Source organism: Acidimicrobiia bacterium, assembly GCA_030584185.1.
Lineage (GTDB): Bacteria > Actinomycetota > Acidimicrobiia > Spongiisociales > UBA11373.
On sequence record CP129495.1, the window covers coordinates 2,071,361 to 2,093,664 of the forward strand.

The following is a 22,304-nucleotide window of genomic DNA, read 5'->3' on the forward strand; positions in this document are numbered from 1 at the left end:
CGACCTCATGGCCCTGACCGACCACCAGGTGCTGGTGTTCCTCGTGCAGTTGGCGCTGCTGGTCGGCATCGCCAGGATCCTGGGTGGCCTGGCGCGTGCACTCGGCCAGCCGTCGGTGGTTGGTGAGCTCCTGGCGGGTGTCGTCCTCGGCCCCTCCATCTTCGCTCAGGTCTGGCCCGCCGGGTTTCGCTGGGTGTTCTCCTCGGAGCCGGCGGCGTCCTCCGCCACCTTCGGCCTGGCCTGGCTGGGCGTCGTGTTCCTCTTGGTCGTCATGGGCTTCGAGACCGATCTGGCCATCATCTCCAGGTTCCGGGCGGCTGCGGTGGCGGTGGCCGGCGGAAGCCTGCTGCTGGCGATGCTCACCACCGGGATCCTCGGCTTTGTCATCGCCCCCGAACTGGCCGGTGGGGATGATCCCCGATGGGTGGTGGCGGCGTTCTTCGCCCTCGGCCTCTCCGTGTCGGCACTCCCGGTGGTGGGCAAGATCCTGCACGACCTGGGACTGATCCGCCGCAACGTAGGTCAGATCACGATCGCCGCCGCAATGACCAAGGACGCCGTCGGCTGGTTGTTGCTCGCCGCCCTCACCGGCGTCGCCCTCGGTGGTGTCGACGCCTCGCGCATCGCCGTTTCGTTCGGTGGTCTGGCCCTGTTCGCCCTGGCGATGATGACGCTGGGCCGGAGGCTGCTGGACCTTGCCTCCAAGCTGGTCCTGGCGCGCGGCGGGGGATCGACCGCCGGGTTGAGCATCGTCGCCGTAGCGGCATTGGCGGGTGGCGCCATCACCCAGGCGCTGCACGTGGAGGCGATCCTCGGGGCCTACCTCGTCGGGCTGGCGCTGTCCCTCGGCCGGTACCAGGTGCCCCACACCCGGCACCTCTTGGAGACCATGACCGCCGCCTTCTTCGCCCCGGTCTTCTTCGCCTACTCCGGCCTTCGGGTAGACGTCACCATCCTGTCTTCGGGGCGCGTCGCCGCCATCGCCGCCATCGCCATCGCCCTCGCCCTCATGGCCAACATCGGCGGATCGATGATCGGGGGGAGGATTGCCGGCCTCGATTCGAAGGTGGCGCGAGCCCTCGGAGCCGGGTTGACGCCACTGGGTGTGATGGGTGTCGTGGTGGCCATCATCGGTCTCAACGCCGGGGTGCTCAGTGAGGAGGCTTACACGATCCTGGTGCTGGCGGCCGTGCTCACGTCGTTGCTGGCGCCGCTCCTGCTCAGGCTCACCGTGCACAGCATGCCGCCGGCACCCGAGGAGTCGGCCCGGCTGGAGCGAGAGTCGCTCCTCGACGAGGCCGAGATCCTCGCCGCCTCCCGCATCCTCCTTCCAACGCGAGGTGGCGCCAACATCCGCTATGCCAGCCGGCTCGTCGCCCAGGTGTTCCCCGAGGCCGAGATCACCGTCCTCACCATCGAGGTGCCCACCGAGCGCCGGCTGTTCCGGTGGAGGCGTTCGGTCGGGTCCGCCGACGATCCGGCTGCGGTGGTCGAGTCGCTCGGCGACGTCGGTGTGCGTTCGTTGCGCCGGGTGGCGCGCGATCCCGCCGAGGCGATCGCCGCCGAGAGCCGCCTCGGCTACGACCTGGTGGTGATGGGAGCTTCCGAAGGTCGCGAGGCAGGCGCAGTGATCGGTTCGACCGTGGTCGACCGGGTGATGGCGCGTGCCCGCATTCCGGTGGTGATCGTCCACACTTCTGCCGGACGGGACGACGACACCGAGCTGCCGCGCAACATCCTGGTTCCGGTCACGGCCAGCAGGTCGACCAGGGCCGCAGAGGAGTTCGCCTACTCGGTGGCCCTCGCCGCCGGTGCTGCGGTGACCGCCATTCATGTGATCAATCGGCCCGACGGCGTCGGTGAGTACGGCTCCCTGGGGGCCGCCTCCGAGTCGGCCGAGGCCGGTGTCGAGCTGGCTCGCACCGCTCAGGAGTTCGGCGCCCGCCTCGGGGTGGAGGTCGGCTCGGTGACCCGACGGGCCTTCAACGCCGAGCAGGAGATCATGGAGTACGCCAGGTTCGCCGGGGTCGACCTGCTGGTACTCGGTGCTGCGGCCCGGCCCCTCAGCCGGCTCCCCTTCTTCGGTCATCGGATCGGCTACATGATCGAACACGCCGACTTCCCGGTCGTGGTGATCGCCCTTCCCGGAGCCTGACCGGAGGCGGTGGAAGGCAAGGGGGGTAGCATCCGGCCCTCGTGGCCCGCGTCGGCATCCTCGGTCTCCCCAACGTCGGTAAGACGACGCTGTTCAACGCCCTCACCGGCCTCTCGGCACCCACCGCCCCACATCCGTTCTCCACGACCGAGCCGAACGTGGGGGTGGCGCGAGTCCCCGACGATCGGCTGGAGCGCGCCGCAGTGCTGGAACGGTCGGAGAAGGTGGTGCACGCCACCCTCGATCTCTTGGACCTTCCGGCGATGTCCCAGGGAGGCTCCGGGTTCGGGGCCAGGTTCCTGGGGCGGCTCCGGGAGATGGAAGCGATGGCCGCCGTGCTCAGGGCATTCCCCGACGAGGCGGTTCCCGACGGGGAGTCAGGAGTCGATCCGGTGTCCCAAGCGGAGACACTGATGCTGGAGCTGGCGTTCGCCGACGCCGAGGTCTTCGGCAGGAGAGCCGAGAAGGCGGCCAAGGAGGCGACCTCCGATGCCTCCAAGCGGCAGGGGGCCGAGGCGTTCCTGAGGGCGGCTGCGATGCTGGGGGAGGGCCGCCAGCTGCGCTCCGGATCGTGGAGCGAGTCGGATCTGGACGCCTTTCGCGATCTCGCCTCCCTCACCCTCAAGCCGGTGGTGTGGGTGATCAACGTCGCCGAGGACGAGGCTGCCGGCGCCGAGATGGAGGCACGGGTTGCGGCGGTGGTGCCCGACGGGGATGTGGTGGTGACCCTTTCGGCCCGTCTCGAGGAGGAGGCGGCCCGTCTCGACCCGGCCGACCGGGACGAGCTGTACGAAGGGTTGGGTCTCGGGGGAGGAGCCCTGGCTCGCGTGGTCGGCGCCACCTACGCCGCCCTGGGACTGATCTCCTTCTTCACCGTGGGCCCCAAGGAGTCCCGAGCGTGGACGGTCAGACGGGGGGCGCGTGCACCCGAGGCGGCGGGAAAGATCCACAGCGACCTGGAGCGAGGCTTCATCAGGGCCGAGGTGGCCCCGATCGAGGCCGTGCTCGCTGCCGGGGGCTGGGATGCGGCCAAGGCGGCCGGCTCGATCCGGGTGGAGGGGAAGGAGTACGTCGTTGCGGAGGGGGATGTGCTGGTGATCCGCTTCTCGGTCTGACGGCATCACCGGGGCCGGTAGCCTCTCCCCGTGCGGGCAGTGGTGCAGCGAGTCGGGAGGGCGAGCGTCTCGGTTGCCGGCCAGGTGGCTGGACGGATCGGGCCGGGCCTGCTCGCCCTGGTCGGCGTCGGTCATGGCGACGATCGGCGTTCTGCAGAACGACTCGCCGACCTCATAGCCGGGTTGCGGATCTTTCCCGATGCCGACGGCAAGATGAACCTCGCCGTGGCAGAGGTGGGTGGGGAGGTGCTGGTCGTGAGCCAGTTCACGCTGTTCGCCGACGCCTCCCGGGGGAGGAGGCCGTCGTTCGCCGGCGCCGCCCCTCCCGGGCTCGCCGAGCCGTTGCTCGGACAGGTGGTGGCGTCGCTCTCCGGCCGAGGCCTCGGTGTCTCCACCGGCCGGTTCGGTGCCCGCATGGAGTTGGAGCTGGTCAACGACGGCCCGGTGACCATCGTGCTCGACACCGAGCGGAGATCACCGGCGGAGCAGTGAGCGAACGAACTTTGGGGCGGTGAGGCCGGCAACACCGACCGCGTACCAGGCCAGGGCTGCTTCGGGAGCGACACCCCAGGCGGTCGGCCAGGCGTTCGCCACCCATGGCGTCGCCGCCACGGACAGGGCTCCCAGACCGGCGAGGGCGCCGGTGGCCGACCCGGCGACCCTGGCGCCGGCACCGGTGACGACCAGGGTGATCAGGAGGCCTTGGGGCCAGATCACCAGGCCGGTGCCCGCCGCCACTCCGAGGCCCTTTCCGCCGCGAAAGCGAAACCAGGGGTTGAGCACCTGCCCGGCGACGGCGGCGAGGGATGCCGCCACCGCCGTCCGGTCGCCGCCCATGGCGGCCCCGGTGAGTGCGGCGCCTGCCCCTTTCGCCAGGTCCAGGCCGAGCACCGCCAGGGCCAGGCCGACGCCTCCGACCCGCAAGGCGTTGGCGGTCCCCGGGTTACCCGACCCCGACCGGCGCAGATCGATGCGCCGGGTGCGTGCCAGGAGATCGGCGGTGGGAAACGACCCCATGGCCAGCCCGGCGACGACTGCCAGGATCATCGCCCCATCCGTGCCCGACCCTCGGGACAGAGGTGGAGGAAGTCGCAGCGGTGGCAGGCGTCGGAAGGCGCTGGAGGGTGGTCGTCTCCGGCAGCTCGCTCCACCAGTTCTGCGAGGTGCGTTCGCGCCGCTTCCAGGCGCTGGTCGTCGACGACCTCGGTGTACTCCTCGAGGCCGCCACCCCCGAGATACGCCAGGGTCGCCACCAGCCGGTCGGCGGGCTCGGGGAACAGGCCCGCATCGTTCACCGCAACCGAGTACGCCTCTAGCTGCACGACTCGGGCCGGGTCGTCACCGGCCCGGCCGCTCTTGAAGTCGACGATCTCCCGCCGGTCGTCCCACTCGTACACGGCGTCGATACGACCCACCACACGGGTCGTGCCGACGGCGAGGTCGAATGCCGCCTCGACCAGGGCGGGCCGCCTGGTGGCGAAGCGCGACTCGAGAAACACCTCGTATGCGGAGATCGCCGCCGGTTCCGGTTCGGGTGATGATTCGTCGAACCGGGGGTCGATCTCGTCGAAGGCGATGGTGCCTCGGTTGTGGGCCTCGATGCGACGGTGCACCTCGACCCCGCGTCGGGCGGCGATCCCGAAGTGCCGGGGTAGGCGTTCGATATCGGACCATCGGAAGCGTCGCGGACACGATGCCAGGGTCATCAGGCCGGTGACCGATACCGACAGCGGTGGCGGTGGCGGCTCGGCCGGTGCTGGTCGGGGGAGGCGATCGAAGGCGTCGAGGAGCTCAGTCAGACGCCGATCGTACGCATCGCCGACACCCTTCTCCACTGCCATGGCGCGGGCGGCAGAGGCGTCGGCGGCGACGGTGGCGAGAGCCATCGCCGGGCCGTTCGGAAAGAGTGGATCGGGAGTCGGGGCGACCGGCTCCTGGGAGAAGCCCTCGGGGCGCCCCCCAGGCTCGGTGCAGGACAGGGGGTCGGGGCCGGCGACTCCGCTCAGGAGTTCGAACAGCGGGCTCGGCAGCCGATGTTGGGCACCCCCGGTCCAGAATGCCCCGCTGGCGGCGAGCAGGCTCCGCGATCGGGTCACGGCCACGTACGCCGTCCGCCACTCCTGCTCGGCATGGCGCATCTTCAGCCGGTCTTCGTCGCTCTCCCCATCGTCGCCGTCGAGTCGGAGCCCGCCGGGAAGCACCGAGGGGTCCTTCTCCGGGTTCTCCAGCGACACGACCTTGGCCGGGAAGACGTCCTTCTCCAGAGCAGGCAGGAACACTGCATCCCACTCCAGGCCCTTGGCCTGGTGCACGGTCATGAGCGGTACGGCATCCTCCCCGCTGATGCGGGCGGTGTCGAGGTCCTGGCGGGCGTCGTCCTCGGCCAGCCGGTCCAGATGGTCGAGGAAGGCGGTGAGGGTTGGTGGGCCGAGCACTGGGCTCCATGTCTCGGCCAGGTCGAGGAAGCGGAACAGGTTGAGCCGGGTGGAGAGACGCGCCGCATCGGATAGGGCCTCGACCTCGGGCCAAACCTCGGTCGCGTCGAGGACGGCGCGGCACAGGTCGCCGTGCCCTAGCCCCTGGGCCTCCGTGACGAGGCTTCGGTAGGTCTGGCGGAACCGGTCGATCTTCTTCATGCCGGACGTCGAGATCTCCGAGCCCTCGGTCAGGTCGTCGACGGCTTCGAGCAGCGCCCAGCCCGGTGCGTCGCCGACGCCGTCGGCTGGGCGGCGTCGCATTCGTGCCACGGCGGCGAGGTCGGCCAGTCCCAGGCGATGTCGGGCCCCGGTGAGGATGCGGGCCACGGCGACCGCGTCGTCGGGTCGGGCGAGGAGACGCAGCCAGGCGTGGAGATCGACGACCTCTGGAACCTCGAGCAACCCGCCCATGGAGGTCACTTCCACCGGTACCTCTGCCGCTACCAGGGCATCGCGGATGGAAGCCATCTGGCGGTGCTTTCTGAACAGGACTGCCATCTGGCGCCAGGGAAGCCCCTCATCGTGAAGGGCGAGCACCTTCTCCGCCAGGTGACGCGCCTCATCCTCACGGGTGCGGAACCAACGTGCGTCGACCGATCCGGGACCGGAGCCGGGGCGGTCCATCAGGCGATCGAGCGGCCCGGGGGACTGCATTCTCTCGCGGACCCGGTTGGCGGCATCCACGATCGCCCGGTCGTTCCGCCAGGTGACCGAGAGCCCGAGCGTCGGCGCCGGGGTGCCATCGGCTCGCGGAAAGTGGGTGGGGAAGCCATCGAAGTTGTCTGCCGACGCTCCTTGGAACTCGAAGATGGTCTGGTCGGTGTCGCCGACCGCAGTGACCGGGAAGCCTCCACCGAAGATGGCCCGCAGCAATTCGCGCTGTGCCGGGTTGGTGTCCTGGTACTCGTCGAGCAGGGCCAGGCCGTAGCGGTCTCGTACCCGCTCGGCCACCAGCGGATGTTCCACCACCAGACGGTGTGCGCTCCTCACGAGGTCGGCGAAGTCGAGTACTCCGAACTCGGCCTTGCTTCGCTGATAGGCGGCAGCCACCTGGGCCAGGGCTCGTCGCTCGGCAGCGACCGGTCCTTCACCGGGGTACTCGAAGAGTTCGTCGGGTGTTCGGAGATGGTCGCCGAGACGGGCCGTCAGAGAGGCGACTCCATCGATGACCGCCGAGGGTCGGCGCAGGTCAAGATCGAGGGGTGCGACCTCCGTCAGGGCCCGCCGAAGCAGCTGCCGGGCGATGCTGGCGGTCACCACACGCGCCTCACGATCGATGCCGACCAGGGGTCCGAACTCACGGATCAGGCTCAGGGCGAAGCCGTGGTAGGTGGTGACCTCCACCTCCCTGCCCTCGGCGGCGAGGTCGGGAAGATGGGAACGCAGCCTGTCTGCCAGCTCACCTGCAGCCTTGCGGGTGAAGGTGATGCCCAGGGCGGCCTCGGGTTCCACCTGCCCGGAGGCGACGAAGTGGGCAAGCCGCATGGCCATGGTTCCCGTCTTGCCGGAGCCGGCACCGGCAACCACGCGAAGCGGAGTGAGGGGATGATCGATCACCGCCTTCTGTTCCGGCGAAGGCTCGTAGTGGAGGTTCATGAGGCGAACGCCTCCCTGCCTTCGGGCCACATGGGGCACACGATGCGCACCGCGCATCCTTCACAATGGCTTCCCGGGGTCGGCCGCCACTCTTCGGCGAGGATTCCCACCTGAGCATTGCGCATGGCGTTCTCGACCTCGTCCAGGGTGCCCAGGTCGAACTCCCGGACGGCGACGCTCTTGCGATCGCCCGGCTGGTGTCCCGGGTACCAGAACTCGGCGCCGGCGACCTCCGGGCCGAGCGCCATCGTGTAGAAGCCGAGCTGGATCGAAGCGCCGGCCTCGGCTTTGGTCGCAGGTGTGGCGCCGGTCTTGTAATCGATCACGTGGAGCCCTTCGCCACGCTGCTCCACGCGGTCGATGCGGCCTCTCCAGGTGATCCCGTCGAGCACGAGCTCGACGTCGCGCTCGAACTCGACACCGGGACCCTTCCCCGGCCACAGGGCGTACAGGTGGCGCAGTATCGCCTCGGCGTGGCGGCGCCAGGAAGCAGCCCAGGGTTCTCCTCCGAACTCGGAGGGATCGAACTGGTCGTCGAGACAGGCGACGGCTTCGGTGGCGGCGGCGTGCTCCCTGCCGGTGGCGGCGGCCCTGCGTTCCACGGTCTCCAGGACACCGTGCAGCAGCGAGCCCAGTGCCTGGTAGACGGTGGTTGCGCCCCCCACTCCGAGATGCCGTTCGAACACGTAGCGGCGAGGGCATCTCAGGTACGACTCGGCCTGGCTGGGTGAGAGCCGGTGTCTGCCGGTGAGGACACCGTGGTCGGTCCCCGGGGCCTCGATGCCGGCGAACCGTTCGGGATGCCGCGGCCGCCACCAGGTGTTGGCGGCGATCGCCCCCAGGGCTGCCAGTCGCTCGACATCGGGCATGGACGGGTCCGAGACGCGGCGGCGGAGCCAGGCCTCGACCTCGGCCGCTGTGGTGGGGTCGTGTCGCAGGGGGGGTGGGTTTGCCGCCTCCTCCAGGGGCAGCCCCGACACCAGGCTCAAGAACCGGCTTGGTCCGCCGCCGGTGATGCGCTCCGGGTCGCCATCGGTGGTGGCCGTCCACACCACCCGGGCCCGTGCCCGGCACATGGCCGTGTAGGCCAGCCGGCGCTCCTCCTGGACGCGAAAGCGACGGTAGGCGTGGTCGTCGCCCGTGAGGGTCGGTGAGAGGTGACGGGTACCGAGAATGGAGTCGCGTCTTCTCAGGTCGGGCAGCACACCTTCGCGGGCATCGGCGATGAAGACCACGTCGAACTCCATGCCCTTCGCCTGATGCAGAGTTGCCAACACCACCCGGTCGTCGTCGGGGAGGCTGGCCAGCAGAGGCTCGGCCTCGAAGTCCTCGGAGTCGAGCAGTGCTGAGTAGCCCGCCAGGGTCACGGTGGGGTCCCGCTCCGCCAGCCTCCCCAGCGCCTGGGAGAAGGCGGTGAGGGCACGTCTGGCTTCCGCATCGTGCAGCGCCATCTCCCCGAGTGCCGGCAGGCCGATCCACGCCCGCCAGAATCCCTCGACTGCTGGCAGGCGCGTCGCCCACCCGGGGTCGGCCACGAGGTCGGCGAGCGGTGCGGTCGCCTCGGCCGAGCGCAGGGCGGCCTCGGGGGACTCGGCCACCGCCTGGTGCTCCAGCTGGCGAGCCGCCGCCAGGCCCAGCCGACCGAGCATGCCCAGCGCGAGGCGACGCACACCGGCTGGCGTGGGCTCGGCGGCGGTGCCGGCGAGGTCGAGGATCGGACGAACACAGGCGTGGTCGCCGAGGCGGGTGTCGGGCCGCAGGTGGGGGATCCGGTGGCTGTCGAGCACGCGCGACATCTCTCCGAGGAAGCGACGCTTCGAGCGCACCAGGATGCCGATCCGGTGCAGCGGGACGCCGTCGCGCAGGCGAACCCGGTCGATCTCGGCGGCGATCCACTCGGTCTCCCCGGACTGCTCCCGGAACCCATGGGTCTCGACCGAGCCACTGCCCGGTGCGGCGACGACCGGGCCGGCAGCCCCGGGAAGCCCCGCCCCCTCGGTGAGCCGTACCGCGGCGTCGAGTATCGCCGCCGGAACGCGAAACGAGGTTGTGAGGACGATTCGGCGAGCAGGTTCCCCCCTTGCGTCACGAAACCGGTCGGGGAAGTCGGCCACGTTGGAGAGCTCGGCGCCACGAAAGGAGTACACCGACTGGTAGGGATCGCCCGCGGCCGTGATGTTGCGGTGGGAGGCGACCAGGAGTTCCAGCAGCCGGGCCTGGGCGACGGTGGTGTCCTGGAACTCGTCGACCAGGACGTGGCCGAAGCCGCCACCGACGGCGGTGGCGACCACGGGATCCTCCAGGAGGCGGACCGCCTCCACCTGCAGCGATCCGTAGTCGATGCGGTTGGCGGCGATCAGCGCCGTTCGATAGCGCGCCAGGAAGCCGGGCAGAGGGCGCCAGTCGTCCCGGCCGAGTGCGTCGATCTCGGAGGGTCCCATGAGCCGTTCCGAGGCGCGCAGAACGAAGTCGGCAACCTCCTCGGCGAAGTTACGGGATGGGAGCAACGGTCGAAGCGTGCTGGGCCACCGTCTGGGATCTTCGGACCCGAGCAGGCGCGCCACCATCTCCACCTGCTCGGGACCGGTGAGCAGGGTCGGCACCCGAGGCCAGTCGCCGGCACCTCCATGAGCCTCGACGACCCGCATCGCCAGCGAGTGGAATGTGGAGGCCGGGATCGAGGTGAAGGAGCGATCGAGACCGGAGGTCACGCGGTCCCGAAGAGCCGACGCACCACGCCTCGAGAAGGAGAGCAAGAGCACCGAATCCGTCGGGGTGCCTCGTTCGATGAGGTGGCGGGCGCGGCGGACCAGGAACTCGGTCTTGCCTGCCCCGGGCCCTGCCACCACCAGCTGGGGCCCCTCGGCTTGGGGGACGATGAGGTCCCAATCCTCGGGGTCGACCCTGATCTCGGTCATGTCGCCACGCTAACGCCCGGGTGTGACGGCCCGAAGGGAGCGGCCCGATCCGGTGTCCGGTTAGATTGGTCGGCGGTGTGCGCCAAGGACCGTCAACATGGGCTGGTGGCGTGACCGGGGTCGAACCGACAGAGAAGACGCGCATCCAGGAAGGGTGAGATGGTCCAGGGCATTCTCGACGACGGGCTCCGCGAGTGGGAGTCGCCGCTGTACCGCGAGGCACTCAAGCAGTTCGATCACGTTGCCGGCCTGATGAACCTGGACGGCAACATCGCCGAGCGGCTGCGGGTGCCGCAGCGGTCGATGGTGGTCACCTTCCCCTACCGCCACGACGACTACTCGGATGTGGACAGCCTCTTCGGGTATCGGGTGCAGCACGTGCTCACCATGGGCCCCACCAAGGGCGGGATTCGCTTCGCCCCCGACGTCAACCTCGGTGAGGTCGCCGCCCTGGCGATGTTCATGACCTGGAAGTGTGCCATCGTGGGCCTGCCCTTCGGCGGGGCAAAGGGTGGGGTGCGGGTGGACCCCATGAGTCTCACCCGCGCCGAAAAGCAGCGGGTGACCAGGCGCTACACCGCCGAGATCATCAACTTCATCGGTCCCGACAAGGACATCCCGGCCCCCGACATGGGCACCGACGAGCAGGTGATGGCCTGGATCATGGACACCTACAGCCAGCAGGTGGGACACACCGAGCCGGCGGTGGTGACCGGCAAGCCTCCCGCCCTCGGAGGTTCGATCGCCCGCCGCGAGGCCACCGGGCGGGGACTGGTCAGCCTGCTGCCCACGGCAGCCAACCGGCGTGGTATCTCCACCGACGGCATTCGGGTTGCGGTCCAGGGTTTCGGAAACGTCGGACAGTACGCCGCCCTGGCCGCCGAGCAGAGTGGTGCCACCGTTGTGGCCATCTCCGACATCTCGGGGGGCATCTACAACGGCCGCGGTATCGACGTGGCCGAGGCGATGACCTGGGTGGGGGAGCACCGGACGCTGGAGGGCTACACCGGGGACGGCGACCGCATCTCCAATGAGGACCTGCTGGTGAGCGACTGCGACGTCCTCATGCCGTGCGCCACCGGCGGCGTGCTCACCGAAGAGAACGCCGGTGGGGTCCAGGCGTCCATCGTCATGGAGGGAGCCAACGGGCCGACGACCATGGAGGCCGATCGCATCCTCAACGATCGAGGCGTGCTGATCGTGCCCGACGTCCTCGCCAACGCCGGTGGGGTGACCGTCTCCTACTTCGAGTGGGTGCAGGATCTGCAGAACTACTTCTGGTCGGAGTCGGAGATCGTCGGCCGGTTGCGGGAGATCCTGACCCGGGCATTCGACGAGGTCATATCGGTGGCCACCCGCCACGACACCGACCTGCGCACCGCCGCCCTGATCAAGGGGATCGGACGGGTCGCCGACGCCAAGCTTGCTCGCGGCGTCTTCCCCTGAGCCTCGGAGGACCTCAACCGGCAGCGGCCAGGCCATCGACCGCGAACGCCGGGCACCGGTCGCGGAACGAGCACCAGTCACAGAGCCTGCTCACCCGTGGCGGGAAGTGGCCATCGTCGAGTGCCCGCTCGATGGCCCCCCAGAGGGCGCGCAGCTGGCGATCCATGGCGTCCAGGGCGGCGTCCGAGACCGGGATCGAGTACACGGTGGGGCCGTTCAGGTAGATCAGCTTGACGGCATCGGGGGTGCGCTTGGTGCGTCGTCGAATCAGCAGGGCATAGATCTTGAGGGCGAAGAAGGCGGGCAGGGCGTACTGCTCGGGGGGCGCCTTGCCCGTCTTGTAGTCGGTGATCACCAACCGGCCGTCGTCGGTCTCCTCCATGCGGTCGAGGATTCCCCGGATGACGATGCCATCGAGATCCTCGAGGAGGTCCAGTTCCCGGTCGAGTGGCTCGATGCGGGTCGGATCCTCCACCGTGAAGTAGTTGGCCAGCAGTTCGAGGCTCTCGATCCCCCAGTCGCGTTCTTCGTCGAGGTCGGTGAACAGGCCCTCGAACTCGGAGGTACGGAGTTCGGCCCACGCCTGGCGGAACAGCTCGTAGAGGGTTTCGGGAGTTCGCTCGTCGGCCGGACGGTCGAAGAGCCGCTGCAACGCGAGGTGGGCGGTCGTCCCTCGGGCCTGTGCGGGTGTGGTCGGCTCCGGCAGACGATCGATGGCGCGGAACTTGAAGAGTTGCGGACAGTGCTTGTAATCGCCGGCCCGACTCGGGGAGAGCGTCTCGAGTCCCATGGGGCTGACTATACGTCAGGTGAGTGACAGGCGTGTAGTTCGGCGGGCCAGGCTGCGCTCCCAGAGGGCGAACCAGGTGAGGCCCCCCAGGACCCAGACGGCGGCGATGCGGAACATCGCCGGGTAGTCGAGCCAGGCGACGATGGCACCCAGCACAGGGGCGCCCACCAGCGCTCCCATGTCGAAGAGCCCCGTGAAGATGGCCGAAGCCGAGCCGCGTGAGCCCTCCAGCGCCCTGCCGAAAGAGAGGGCGTAGAGGATGGGAAAGCCGTAGCCGTGACCGGCGCCACAGAGCACCCCGGCGAAGGCGATTGCACCTCCCGATCGAGCTGACGAGATGACCACCAGGCCGGCGGCGAAAAGGATCATCGACGGGTAGAGGACACGCGTGAGGCCGAGACGGTCCGGTACCCACCCGGCGACCAGCCGGAGCGTGATGGCGGTGCCGGCGTAGGCGCCGAAGAAGGTGCCCACCGACCCCACCCCGGTGGTGTCGACGAAGGTGCGCAGGAAGGTGAAGTAGGCGGTGAGGGCGAACGAGAACACGAGGGTCACCCACCACAGCGGCAGCAGGTCTCGCTGGGTCAGCGAGGCGGTGAACGAGATCCGGGTGGCGTCGGGCGCAGGCGCCGCCGACTCCCTCAGTGGGATTGCCAGGAGGAGCGCCACCGCCCCGAGGATGATCGCCGCCGTGAACACGGCGTCGAAGTCGCCGCGCGAGAGCAGGGCGTCGCCCAGGATCCCACCAACGGCGATCGGGAGCATTCCCGAGACTCCGAAGAGTGCCAACCCCTGGGCGCGCCGTCCCTCGGGCACGAGGTCTGCGGCGTAGGTGAAGATCGAGGCGAAGGTGAGGGCCTCACCCAATCCGTGCAGGACCCGCACGGTGTAGAGCCACGGGCCGATCGAGTCGATCGTCGGGTACAGCACCAGGGCGAGCAGATGCACCGCCGATCCGGCGAGGATCACAGGCCGCCGGCCCCTGCGGTCCATGACCCGGCCGAGTGCTGGCCTGATGGCGATCGCCGCCAGGGCGGTCGATGCGACCACGACTCCGATCTCGGTGGTGCTCGCTCCCAGGTCCTCCAGATATCGGGGGAAGTGGACGAACAAGAAGAAGGCCAGACCCGAGGAGAAACTCAGAAGCCAGGCGAGGACGAACCGACCCGAGAGTAGGGAACCCATCGCGGGGAGAGGTTAGGAACCGGAGGGATGGCCGGCGTCATCCGAATCGCTCGCGAAAACTACTCTTATGACGCGAAATTCAGGCTGCAGTTTTTCTGGCAAGCCTCGATCGCCGGGCCTATGGTTCACCCACTTCCTCCCCTGACCGCAAGCGAAGGGGAGGCGGCCCCGGGGAACACCCCCGCAAGGGGGCCGCCGGAGAGGGTCTTCGGGCTCACTTCGGCGCCACGGGGCCACGGCCCACCCCCCGGGCTCCGGCTCGGAGGGAGGGTGCCGGAACGGCGGCAACGTCGAACCGGTTCCCCCTGAGGGCGGCCCGCAAGGGTTCGTCGACAGGGGGACATGGAGCCCCGAGGGGGCTGAGGCTTCGGCCAAGGCTTCCTCGGGGTTCCGCCTTTTCCGGGTGGCCGCTCTCCTTCGACACTCACCGACCGGCTCCCACCGCTGCACCGAACTGGTCCTCGCCGCGACCTTCGCCGCTGCGTGTCGGGTCCATCCATCGGCCTCCGTCCATCATCGAGTCCGGACTCGTGGCGGCCCGATGCCGTTCGAGAACCGGGCCGCCTCACCTGGGAAAACTTCCGCAAGCTCGCGAAATCCAGGTCGGCCCTGGACTTGACGGCAGTGTGAACGATGGCGTACATTCATCACTGTCACCCGGAGCGATCCGGGGACGCCAAAGGGAGGCAACTTCCGGAGGCGGCTACCGACCTCGCTCCCGCAAGGGAGGGTCGCACCAGGCGAAAGCCGAGTGCGGTCGCCGGGCCAGCCTTCGCACCGGACTCGTCCGAGGCGGGGGACAGGAGTGAGCCGAAAGGAACACTTCGTACGGTGAACCCCGAGAGGGTCAAGGCTTCGGCCAAGGCTTCCTCGGGGTTCCCCGCGTTCCGGGTCATGCTTGCTGTTTCTCTCCCGGTGGGCCGGGATCGGGTCGGCTCGCAGCCCTGGGCGGGTCGAGAAGCGTTCCCCCCGCCTCGCGCGTTACGCTTCGGTCATGACGTACCCCCGCCGCCTGCTCACCGAAGGCGAGGAGGTGATCCGCGAGTTCCGGCCCCACTGGCGGCTGCTGATCATCCCGTTCGCCTGGACCCTGCTCTTCGCCGTGGCCGTGTTCCTCACATGGAGGTACCCGCCCGACGCCTCCGCCTTCGACTGGGCGGTGACTGCGGTGGCGGGGATCGCCTTCGCCCGGCTGGGGCTGTACCCGGTGATCGCCTGGTGGTTCACCCACTACGTGCTCACCAATGAGCGGCTGATCCGCCGCTCCGGGATCCTCTCGCGCGCCGGCAAGGAGATCCCGCTGGAGAACATCAACGACCTGGCGTTCTCGCAGACGATCCTCGAGCGCATCCTGCGCTCGGGCGACCTGCTCATCGAGTCGGCGGGCGAGCAGGGGCAGCAGCGTTTCGGCGACATCCCCGACCCCGAGGCCTTCCAGAGTCTCGTGTACAAGATCCGCGAGGAGCGCTCACGCAGCCTGGAGCATCGTGGAGGCCCGGTGGGGGACGACCCCATCTCCCGGTTGGAGCGGCTCGGCAAGTTGCTCCAGGAGGGTCTCATCACCCAGGAGGAGTACGACCGCAAGAAGGCGGAGCTGCTCGGCGGCTAGACGGCCGGGAGGAATTCGGCGATGCCCCACATGATGGATGACTTCCCCCTGCTCCTGTCCACGCTCTACGACCACGCCATGACCGTCCACGGGGGGCGGACCATCGTCTCCGTGGAGCACGACCGATCCATCGTGCGGACCACCTACACCGCCACCGACGATCGGGTGCGCCGGCTGGCGACGGCCATCGCCGGGCTGGGCGTCGGGCCGGGTGATGCCATCGGAACCTTTGCCTGGAACAACCGGCGCCACCATGAGCTGTACTGGGCCACCGCCAACACCGGACGGGTGTGTCACACGCTCAACATCCGGCTGTTTCCCGACCAACTGGCGTACATCGTCAACCACGCCGGGGATCGCCTGCTGTTCGTCGACCCCGACCTGGTGCCGCTTGTGGAGCGCCTCGCCCCTTCGCTCACGACAGTGGAGCGGTTCGTGGTGATGGGGGACGCCGTCGGGGATACCACCCTTCCCGACGCCATCGCCTACGAGGACCTGATCTCCGACACCGAACCGTGGAAAGAGTGGCCCGTCCTGGACGAGCGGTCGCCGATGATGCTCTGTTACACGTCGGGCACCACCGGGAACCCCAAGGGGGTCGCCTACACCCAGCGCTCCACCTACCTGCACACCATCTCCAACCTGGCGATGAACCCACTGGAGCCGACCGACGTGATGCTTCCCGTGGTGCCCATGTTCCACGCCGCCGCCTGGGGTTACCCGTTCATGGCGGTCACCGCAGGCGCCGGATTGGTGTATCCGGGGCCCGACCTGAGTCCGGCCGGGCTTGTGGGTTTGTTCCAGAGCGAGCGGGTCACCTTCGCCGCCGGGGTGCCCACGGTGTGGGCCGGGGTGCAGCAACACCTGCTGGAGCATCCCGAGGCCGACGTCTCCAGCATCCGCACCTTCCTGTGTGGGGGCTCGGCGGTGCCGCGGGCGATGATCGAGTGGTTCCTGGAGAACCGGGGAATCCTGGTGCGACAGGGGTGGGGGATGACCGAGACCAACCCGGTGGCCACCGTGGGCACCCTGCTTCCCGAGCACCAGGGCCTGGGCCTGGCCGAGCGCCTGGATCGGCTGGAGACCGCCGGGATTCCGGTTCCCGGACTTCAGGTGAAGATCGTCGACGAGGAGGGAACGCCACTTCCCCGCGACGGCGAGGCGTTCGGTGAGTTGCTGATCCGGGGCCCGTGGATCGCCGCCGAGTACTTCCGTGACGCCAGGCAGGAGGCGTTCGTCGACGGCTGGATGCGCACCGGCGACGTCTGCAAGATCACCCCCGAGGGCTACGTGGTGATCACCGACCGGGCCAAGGACGTGATCAAGTCGGGCGGCGAGTGGATCTCGTCGCTCGACCTGGAGCGGGAGCTGATGGCCCATCCCGCCGTCGCCGAGGCGGCGGTGGTGGGGGTGAAACACGTCAAGTGGCAGGAGCGCCCACTGGCCCTGGTAGTGCTGCGCCCGGGCATGGCCGTCACCGAGGACGAGCTGCGGGAACACCTCTCCGGCCGGGTGGCCGACTGGTGGCTGCCCGACGTGATCGAGTTCGCCGCGGAGCTGCCCAAGACGGGCACCGGCAAGTTCGACAAGAAGGTGGTGCGGGAGAGGTACTCGTCGCTGCTGCTCGATGGGTGAGACCGCTGCGGTGACGGCCGTCAGGGCCTCCGGCCTGCGTCATCGGGTCGTCGAGTTCGAGCCGGCGCGCAGCGTCGAGGAGGCGGCGGTGGCCCGCGGCGTGCCCCTCCACGCCGTCACCAAGACCATCGTGGTGCGCCGCGGCGACGGCGACCTGCTGATGGTGCTGGTGCCGGGGGATCGCACCATCGACTGGCGGCGGCTCCGATCCCACCTCGGGGTGAGCCGGCTCTCGCTGGCATCGGCCGAAGAGGCTCACGCCGCCACCGGATACCGGCCGGGGACGATCACGCCGTTCGGGTCGACCACCTTGCTGCCGGTCATCGCCGACGCCTCGATGGACGGTTTGGTCTCGGTGGGTGGCGGTGCACCGGGGATGGCGATCGAGCTGGAGGCCGCCGACCTCGTACAGGCTCTGGCCGCGGCCGTTGCCGATGTGACGCAGACCGCCACGGGACGGTGATCGCGGGCCGTGATCAGTCAGGCTCGGTCCTGGCGTTGCGCTTGCTGGTCCGGGTCGGACCGGACGAGCGCCGCCTGCTGGCGCCCGCCTGTGAGGCACGCTTGGAGAAGTCGGACATCTCATCGAACCCGATGGTGCCCTCGGAGGCGTCGACGTCTGCGAGGAGGTCTCGATGGCGCTCCGCCTGTCCCGGCTTGAGCAGCACCCTCACCGGTGTCGTCCTGCCGAACTCGGTGCGGTATCGGTGAAGGACCTCCCGGTTCTCGGCGACGTCGAGGTCGAGTTCGAAGAGGATCCCGTCCGCCATGGCCGCCAGCTGGCACTCGCCGGAGTCGAGCAGGCTGCAGCAGCCGTTCTGCTCCGGGCCCCGGCAGGAGAGGACCATGTGGCCCATGTCCTCCAGGCGAGCCCGGCTGACGTGGTCTCCGTCGGCAGCGACGGTGAGGACGACACCCTGAAGGTCGCCTTCGACCAGATGCCCCAGATCGCCGATCGGCGGCTCCTTCGACGGCGTCGCTGCGGCGTGAGCCGCCTGCAGGGTGAAGACGAACGACGGGCCCCTGGGGTGGTCGGCGTCGTACAGGACTTCACCTCCCATGGCACGCGCCAGGCGGCGGGCCACCGGCAGACCGAGGCCCAGGCGGGGGGGCTCCCTGACGGTCCCGTGGGTGACATACGGCTCGAAGATCTCGTCTCGAATCCTTGCCGGTATCGGAGGGCCGCCGTCGGTGAGGCCCAGCAGGACACGATCGCCCGCCAAGACCTCGAGCCAGAGAGCCGGCCGGCCGCCCCCGTGCTCGGCGGCGTTGCGCAGGAGGTGTCGCATCACCATGGTGGCGTAGTAGGGATGGGCCCGTACCAAGACCGCTGCATCGACCGTCATGTCCGTCCATCCCGAGTACCCGGTGTCAGCAACCGCCTTGTCCACGACCTCCCCGATCTGGAGCGTCGACATCTCGGGAGCGAGATCCCGGTACCCCGCTGTGGTGGATACCAGCAGGTCGTCGACGATTCCCCACATGCGGCGTCCCTCCTGGCCGATCGCAGCCAGGTACTCGCGCATCTCCTCGGGTCCGGCGGCGTCGGTTCCATCCACCAGGTCGGCGTATCCGACGACCGTGGTCAGTGGGGTGCGCAACTCGTGGCCGACGCTGGCCAGGAACTGATCCTGGGCCTTCTGGGCCTCGCTGCGAAGCAGGATCTCGGAACGAAGCTGGAGGAACACGAAGGTCACCGCCACGAACAGAAGCCCCTGTGCTCCGAGCGTGATCAGATGATCGGTCCCGTGACCGTTGGTGAGGAGACACCGCCCAAAGTGGATCCCTCCGGCGGCACCGATGGTCACCAGGAACCAGGAGAGTCGTCTCTGATCGGCGATCAGGAACACTCCGATGGGGGCGAACCCGACGAGGAGCGTGCCGAAGCCGAGGCTCATCTCTGGGGAGACATGACCGGGCATCACCAGGATGGCGATGGTGAAGGCGAAGATGTGGGCGATCGGAAAGAAGCGCCCGACGTGGAGCTCCCAGGCGGCGGCGACCCCCGAGACGGCGCCGACGATCCCGAGGATCACCCACTGCACCTTCCCGCCGGTGGCCAGGGAGAAGGCTGCCAGGGTGGCGCCGGACACGCCGGCGAGGACGAACGCCGCCGTGACGGATCGCGTGAATCGCTCCTGGCCGGAGCGCCTGAGAAGGGCCACACGGGGGGTTTCGGCTCGAATGCGTTTGGTCTGAACCGGTTTGGCAGATCGTTCCGGGAGTTTCTCGCGCCCCGAGTCCGATCCGGATCTGCCCTGCGTTGCCATGTTCAACCAGATACTCGTCCCCTTGTAGCCCGGATCGTGGGAAATCGGGTCCACGGGTCCAGGTGCGCGTCCTGAGCGGGTGCGTGTCGGGGAGCGACAATCGGTACTGCGGCCTGGGCCCTCCTGCCCACCGCCGAGCCGACGTCAAGACTTCGGGCCGACCGCCCGTCCTCGGTGAGCCGGTGTGGCAGGTGGCCTAGCCTCCCCATCCATGTTCGGCGACATCCCCGAAGAAGTGGTGGACCGCATGCGACACCTCGAGGCACGCGACGCCGCCGATCGCCTCGACGGCACCGGTCGCCTGGAGAGACTCAGGCAGATACCGCCGGAGACGGGCAGGTTCATCGCCCTGCTCGCCGCCGCAGCCCCGCACGGGAGGGTGATCGAGGTCGGGACCAGCGGCGGTTTCTCGACGCTGTGGCTGGCACTCGCTTGCCGGGAGCGAGGTGACCGCCTGGTCACCTTCGAGGTGCTCCCCGAGAAGGCGGCCATCGCCGCCGAGACCTTCCGGGTGGCCGGCGTCGACGACCTCGTCGACCTGGTCGTCGACGATGCCCGAAACCACCTGGATGGGATGTCGGGAATCGCCTTCTGCTTCCTCGATGCCGAGAAGGAGGTCTACCGCGATTGCTATCGGTCGGTGGTGCCCAACCTGGTTCCCGGCGGACTCCTGGTCGCCGACAATGCCCTGAGCCACGCCGAGGACCTCCAGACGATGATCGACGATGCGATGGAGGACGATCGGGTGGACGCGCTGGTCCTGCCGATCGGGAAGGGCGAACTCGTCTGCCGGAGGCCTTCCCGGGCCGGGCGAGCCGTTCGGTAGCATCGCCCGATGCGCACGCTTCACGCCTACTGGTTCTGGGTGGCGGTCCTGGACACCGGCTTCGTAGGAGTCTGGGGACTGGTCCTCACGGTGATGCGGCGAAAGCCGGATCGGGGTTTCCGGCTGGCGACCCGTGTGGCGATCTTCTCCATGCTGGTCCAGGTCGGCCTCGGCTTCGGCGCCTACTCACAGGGGTTCCGGCCCGCCAACGACTTCCACATCTTCTACGGCTTCGTCATCCTGTTCACCCTGTCGTTCGTCTACATCTACCGCACCCAGATGGAGAAGCAGCCCGCGCTCGCCTGGGGCCTGCTGTTGCTCTTCGTGATGGGACTCGGGCTGAGGGCCTGGGCCAACGTGTCCTGAGGCCCGCCTTGCACCGATAGCATTGGTTCCCGGCTCCGAGGAGGGATCTGTGCTGCTCGAAGGCAAGCGCCTGCTGATCACCGGCGTGCTCACCGACGACTCGATCGCCTGGCACACCGCCCGCATCGCCCAGGAGCAGGGCGCCGAGGTGGTCCTCACCGGGTTTGGGAGGGGGATCGCACTCACCCGAAGGGTGGCCGGGCGGCTTCCCTCCGAGCCCGACGTCCTTGAGCTCGACATCAACGACCCGGCCCACATGGAGGTCCTGGTCTCCGATCTGGAGCGAAGGTGGGGAGCGATCGATGGTGCCCTACACGCCATCGCCTTCGCTCCCGAGGATGCTCTCGGCGGCAACTTCCTCAACACGCCGCCGCAGAGCGCGGCGACGGCCTTCATGACCTCGGCGTTCTCCTACAAGACCCTGGCGGTGGGTCTGCTTCCGCTGCTGAAGGAGGCGGGTGGAGGGTCACTGGTGACCCTCGACTTCGACAACACCCAGGCCTGGCCCGCCTACGACTGGATGGGGGTCGCCAAGTCGGCCCTGCAGTCGGTGACCAGGTACCTGGCGCGTGACCTGGGCAGGCACGGGATCCGGGTGAACGCCGTGTCGGCGGGACCGCTGGCCACGGTGGCGGCGAAGAACATTCCCGGCTTCGGTCGGTTCAAGGACGTCTGGGGGGAGCGGGCACCGCTCGGCTGGGACGTGGGCGATCCCTCGCCGGTGGCCCGGATGATCTGCGTACTCCTCTCCGACTGGGCGCCAGCCACCTCCGGTGAGGTGGTTCACGTCGACGGCGGGTTCCACGCCATCGCCGCCGGCCTCGGCGAGCCCGAGTAGGCGGGGCCGCCTCCCCGGATACACTCGGAGCACGGCGACGAAACGGTGAGCGATGGCGCGCGTTGCGGTCTTCTTCGGGGGTCGGTCCGAGGAGCACGATGTCTCGTGCGTCTCGGCGGTGTCCACCCTCGCCGCCCTGTCATCACGCGGTCACGAGGTGGTGGCGGTGGGTATCGACCGGTCCGGAGGGTTTCACCTGGCAGATCCCGGCCTGGCGCCGCTGGTCGCCGAGGGTCCGGCCCTGCGGGTCGAGGTCCCGGGAGGCGCCCTGGCGATCGGGAGCGAGCGGATCGTCGTGGATGTCGCCTTCCCGGTGCTCCACGGTCCCTTCGGTGAGGACGGGACCATCCAGGGCCTCTTCGAGATGGCCGGGCTGCCCTATGTGGGATCGGGGGTGCTGGGGTCGGCGATCGCCATGGACAAGGACGTGGCCAAGAGGTTGTGCCGGGAGGCCGGAATACCGGTGGGGGAGTACCTGGTGATCCGGGCACCGGAGTTCGGTGACGATCCGGGCGCCGTGGCCGATCGGGTCGGGTCCGAGCTCGGGTTCCCGGTGTTCGTCAAGCCGGCCAACCTGGGGTCGTCGGTGGGTATCGCCCGGGCCGACGACGAGGCCTCCCTGAAGGACTCGGTGGAGGCGGCTTTCGTTCACGATCCCAAGGTGCTGGTGGAGGCCGAGGTGAGGGGGCGAGAGATAGAGGTCGCCGTCCTCGAGGGTCCCCGGGCGTCCCTGCCTGGAGAGATCGTCGTCGGAAGTGGCTGGTACACCTACGAGGCCAAGTACCGGGACGACTCGACCGACCTGGTGGTGCCGGCGGTCCTCGGCGACGCCGCCACCGAGACGGTGCGTCGACTCGCCTGTCTCGCCTTCGGGGCGCTGGAGTGTCGGGGGCTGGCCCGGGCCGACTTCTTCTACGAGGAGGGCGGACGCGGGTTCCTGCTCAACGAGGTGAACACCATGCCCGGATTCACCCCCAAGTCCATGTTCCCGATGATGTGGGCCGCCACCGGAATGCCCTACCCGGAGCTGTGCGACGAGCTGGTGTCCCTGGCCCTGGGACGCTGAGAAGTGCGGCAG

The 22,304-nt window shown here is 69.1% G+C and carries 17 protein-coding genes; 11 read left to right on the forward strand and 6 right to left on the reverse strand.

Going from position 1 to position 22,304, the window contains the following annotated elements:
- The first annotated feature begins 7 nt into the window (after positions 1–7).
- The 3 genes from QY307_10725 to dtd are packed head-to-tail and all read left to right on the forward strand — an operon-like array spanning position 8 to position 3,762.
- On the forward strand, positions 8–2,155 hold the full coding sequence (locus tag QY307_10725) for a cation:proton antiporter (GenBank protein WKZ82539.1): 2,148 nt from the start codon (positions 8–10) through the stop codon (positions 2,153–2,155).
- A 41-nt stretch (positions 2,156–2,196) separates the two neighbouring features.
- Positions 2,197–3,270: a redox-regulated ATPase YchF gene (ychF, locus tag QY307_10730; protein WKZ82540.1), complete on the forward strand. Its 1,074-nt coding sequence runs from the start codon at positions 2,197–2,199 to the stop codon at positions 3,268–3,270.
- Positions 3,271–3,300: 30 nt separating this feature from the next.
- Positions 3,301–3,762 (forward strand): D-aminoacyl-tRNA deacylase, encoded by a 462-nt coding sequence (dtd, locus tag QY307_10735; GenBank protein ID WKZ82541.1) that lies wholly within the window; start codon positions 3,301–3,303, stop codon positions 3,760–3,762.
- Here the strand turns inward: dtd and QY307_10740 are convergent.
- Genes QY307_10740 through QY307_10750 form a run of 3 tightly spaced genes read right to left on the reverse strand, consistent with a single transcriptional unit; the run spans position 3,745 to position 10,261 of the window.
- Positions 3,745–4,317 (reverse strand): glycerol-3-phosphate acyltransferase, encoded by a 573-nt coding sequence (locus QY307_10740; GenBank protein WKZ82542.1) that lies wholly within the window; start codon positions 4,315–4,317, stop codon positions 3,745–3,747. The two genes, dtd and QY307_10740, sit on opposite strands and share 18 nt — an antisense overlap.
- On the reverse strand, positions 4,314–7,343 hold the full coding sequence (locus QY307_10745; protein WKZ82543.1) for an ATP-dependent DNA helicase: 3,030 nt from the start codon (positions 7,341–7,343) through the stop codon (positions 4,314–4,316). Before QY307_10745 ends, QY307_10740 begins: the two co-directional genes overlap by 4 nt.
- On the reverse strand, positions 7,340–10,261 hold the full coding sequence (locus QY307_10750; GenBank protein ID WKZ82544.1) for an ATP-dependent DNA helicase: 2,922 nt from the start codon (positions 10,259–10,261) through the stop codon (positions 7,340–7,342). Before QY307_10750 ends, QY307_10745 begins: the two co-directional genes overlap by 4 nt.
- A gap of 159 nt (positions 10,262–10,420) precedes the next feature.
- On the opposite strand from QY307_10750, the gene QY307_10755 reads away from it, so the two are divergent.
- A complete protein-coding gene (locus QY307_10755) occupies positions 10,421–11,707 on the forward strand; it encodes a Glu/Leu/Phe/Val dehydrogenase (GenBank protein ID WKZ82545.1) in 1,287 nt (428 codons plus the stop codon).
- Between the two features lie 13 nt (positions 11,708–11,720).
- On the opposite strand, the gene QY307_10760 is transcribed toward QY307_10755, so the two are convergent.
- Together QY307_10760 and QY307_10765 are read right to left on the reverse strand one after the other, a co-directional pair.
- Positions 11,721–12,497, reverse strand: a complete 777-nt coding sequence (locus QY307_10760) for a PD-(D/E)XK nuclease family protein (protein WKZ82546.1) — start codon at positions 12,495–12,497, stop codon at positions 11,721–11,723.
- Between the two features lie 15 nt (positions 12,498–12,512).
- Positions 12,513–13,682, reverse strand: coding sequence for an MFS transporter (locus QY307_10765; GenBank protein ID WKZ82547.1), 1,170 nt, complete (start codon positions 13,680–13,682; stop codon positions 12,513–12,515).
- A 994-nt stretch (positions 13,683–14,676) separates the two neighbouring features.
- Here QY307_10765 and QY307_10770 point away from each other — a divergent pair.
- The 3 genes from QY307_10770 to QY307_10780 are packed head-to-tail and all read left to right on the forward strand — an operon-like array spanning position 14,677 to position 17,389.
- Entirely contained in the window at positions 14,677–15,291 is a 615-nt protein-coding gene (locus QY307_10770) for a PH domain-containing protein (protein ID WKZ82548.1), read from the forward strand.
- A 21-nt stretch (positions 15,292–15,312) separates the two neighbouring features.
- Entirely contained in the window at positions 15,313–16,926 is a 1,614-nt protein-coding gene (locus tag QY307_10775) for a long-chain fatty acid--CoA ligase (GenBank protein WKZ82549.1), read from the forward strand.
- A 10-nt stretch (positions 16,927–16,936) separates the two neighbouring features.
- Positions 16,937–17,389 carry a YbaK/EbsC family protein gene (locus QY307_10780; GenBank protein ID WKZ82550.1) on the forward strand — a complete coding sequence of 151 codons (453 nt, stop codon included), beginning with the start codon at positions 16,937–16,939 and terminating at the stop codon, positions 17,387–17,389.
- A 13-nt stretch (positions 17,390–17,402) separates the two neighbouring features.
- On the opposite strand, the gene QY307_10785 is transcribed toward QY307_10780, so the two are convergent.
- Positions 17,403–19,091 (reverse strand): histidine kinase dimerization/phospho-acceptor domain-containing protein, encoded by a 1,689-nt coding sequence (locus QY307_10785; protein ID WKZ82551.1) that lies wholly within the window; start codon positions 19,089–19,091, stop codon positions 17,403–17,405.
- Positions 19,092–19,407: 316 nt separating this feature from the next.
- Here QY307_10785 and QY307_10790 point away from each other — a divergent pair, with 316 nt between their 5' ends.
- Genes QY307_10790 through QY307_10805 form a run of 4 tightly spaced genes read left to right on the forward strand, consistent with a single transcriptional unit; the run spans position 19,408 to position 22,292 of the window.
- The gene (locus QY307_10790) at positions 19,408–20,022 is read left to right on the forward strand and encodes a class I SAM-dependent methyltransferase (GenBank protein ID WKZ82552.1); all 615 of its coding nucleotides are present in this window, start codon (positions 19,408–19,410) and stop codon (positions 20,020–20,022) included.
- 9 nt (positions 20,023–20,031) lie between these two features.
- Entirely contained in the window at positions 20,032–20,388 is a 357-nt protein-coding gene (locus tag QY307_10795) for a hypothetical protein (GenBank protein WKZ82553.1), read from the forward strand.
- Between the two features lie 49 nt (positions 20,389–20,437).
- Positions 20,438–21,226 carry an enoyl-ACP reductase FabI gene (fabI, locus tag QY307_10800; protein WKZ82554.1) on the forward strand — a complete coding sequence of 263 codons (789 nt, stop codon included), beginning with the start codon at positions 20,438–20,440 and terminating at the stop codon, positions 21,224–21,226.
- Positions 21,227–21,278: 52 nt separating this feature from the next.
- A complete protein-coding gene (locus QY307_10805; GenBank protein ID WKZ82555.1) occupies positions 21,279–22,292 on the forward strand; it encodes a D-alanine--D-alanine ligase family protein in 1,014 nt (337 codons plus the stop codon).
- Positions 22,293–22,304 lie beyond the last annotated feature (12 nt).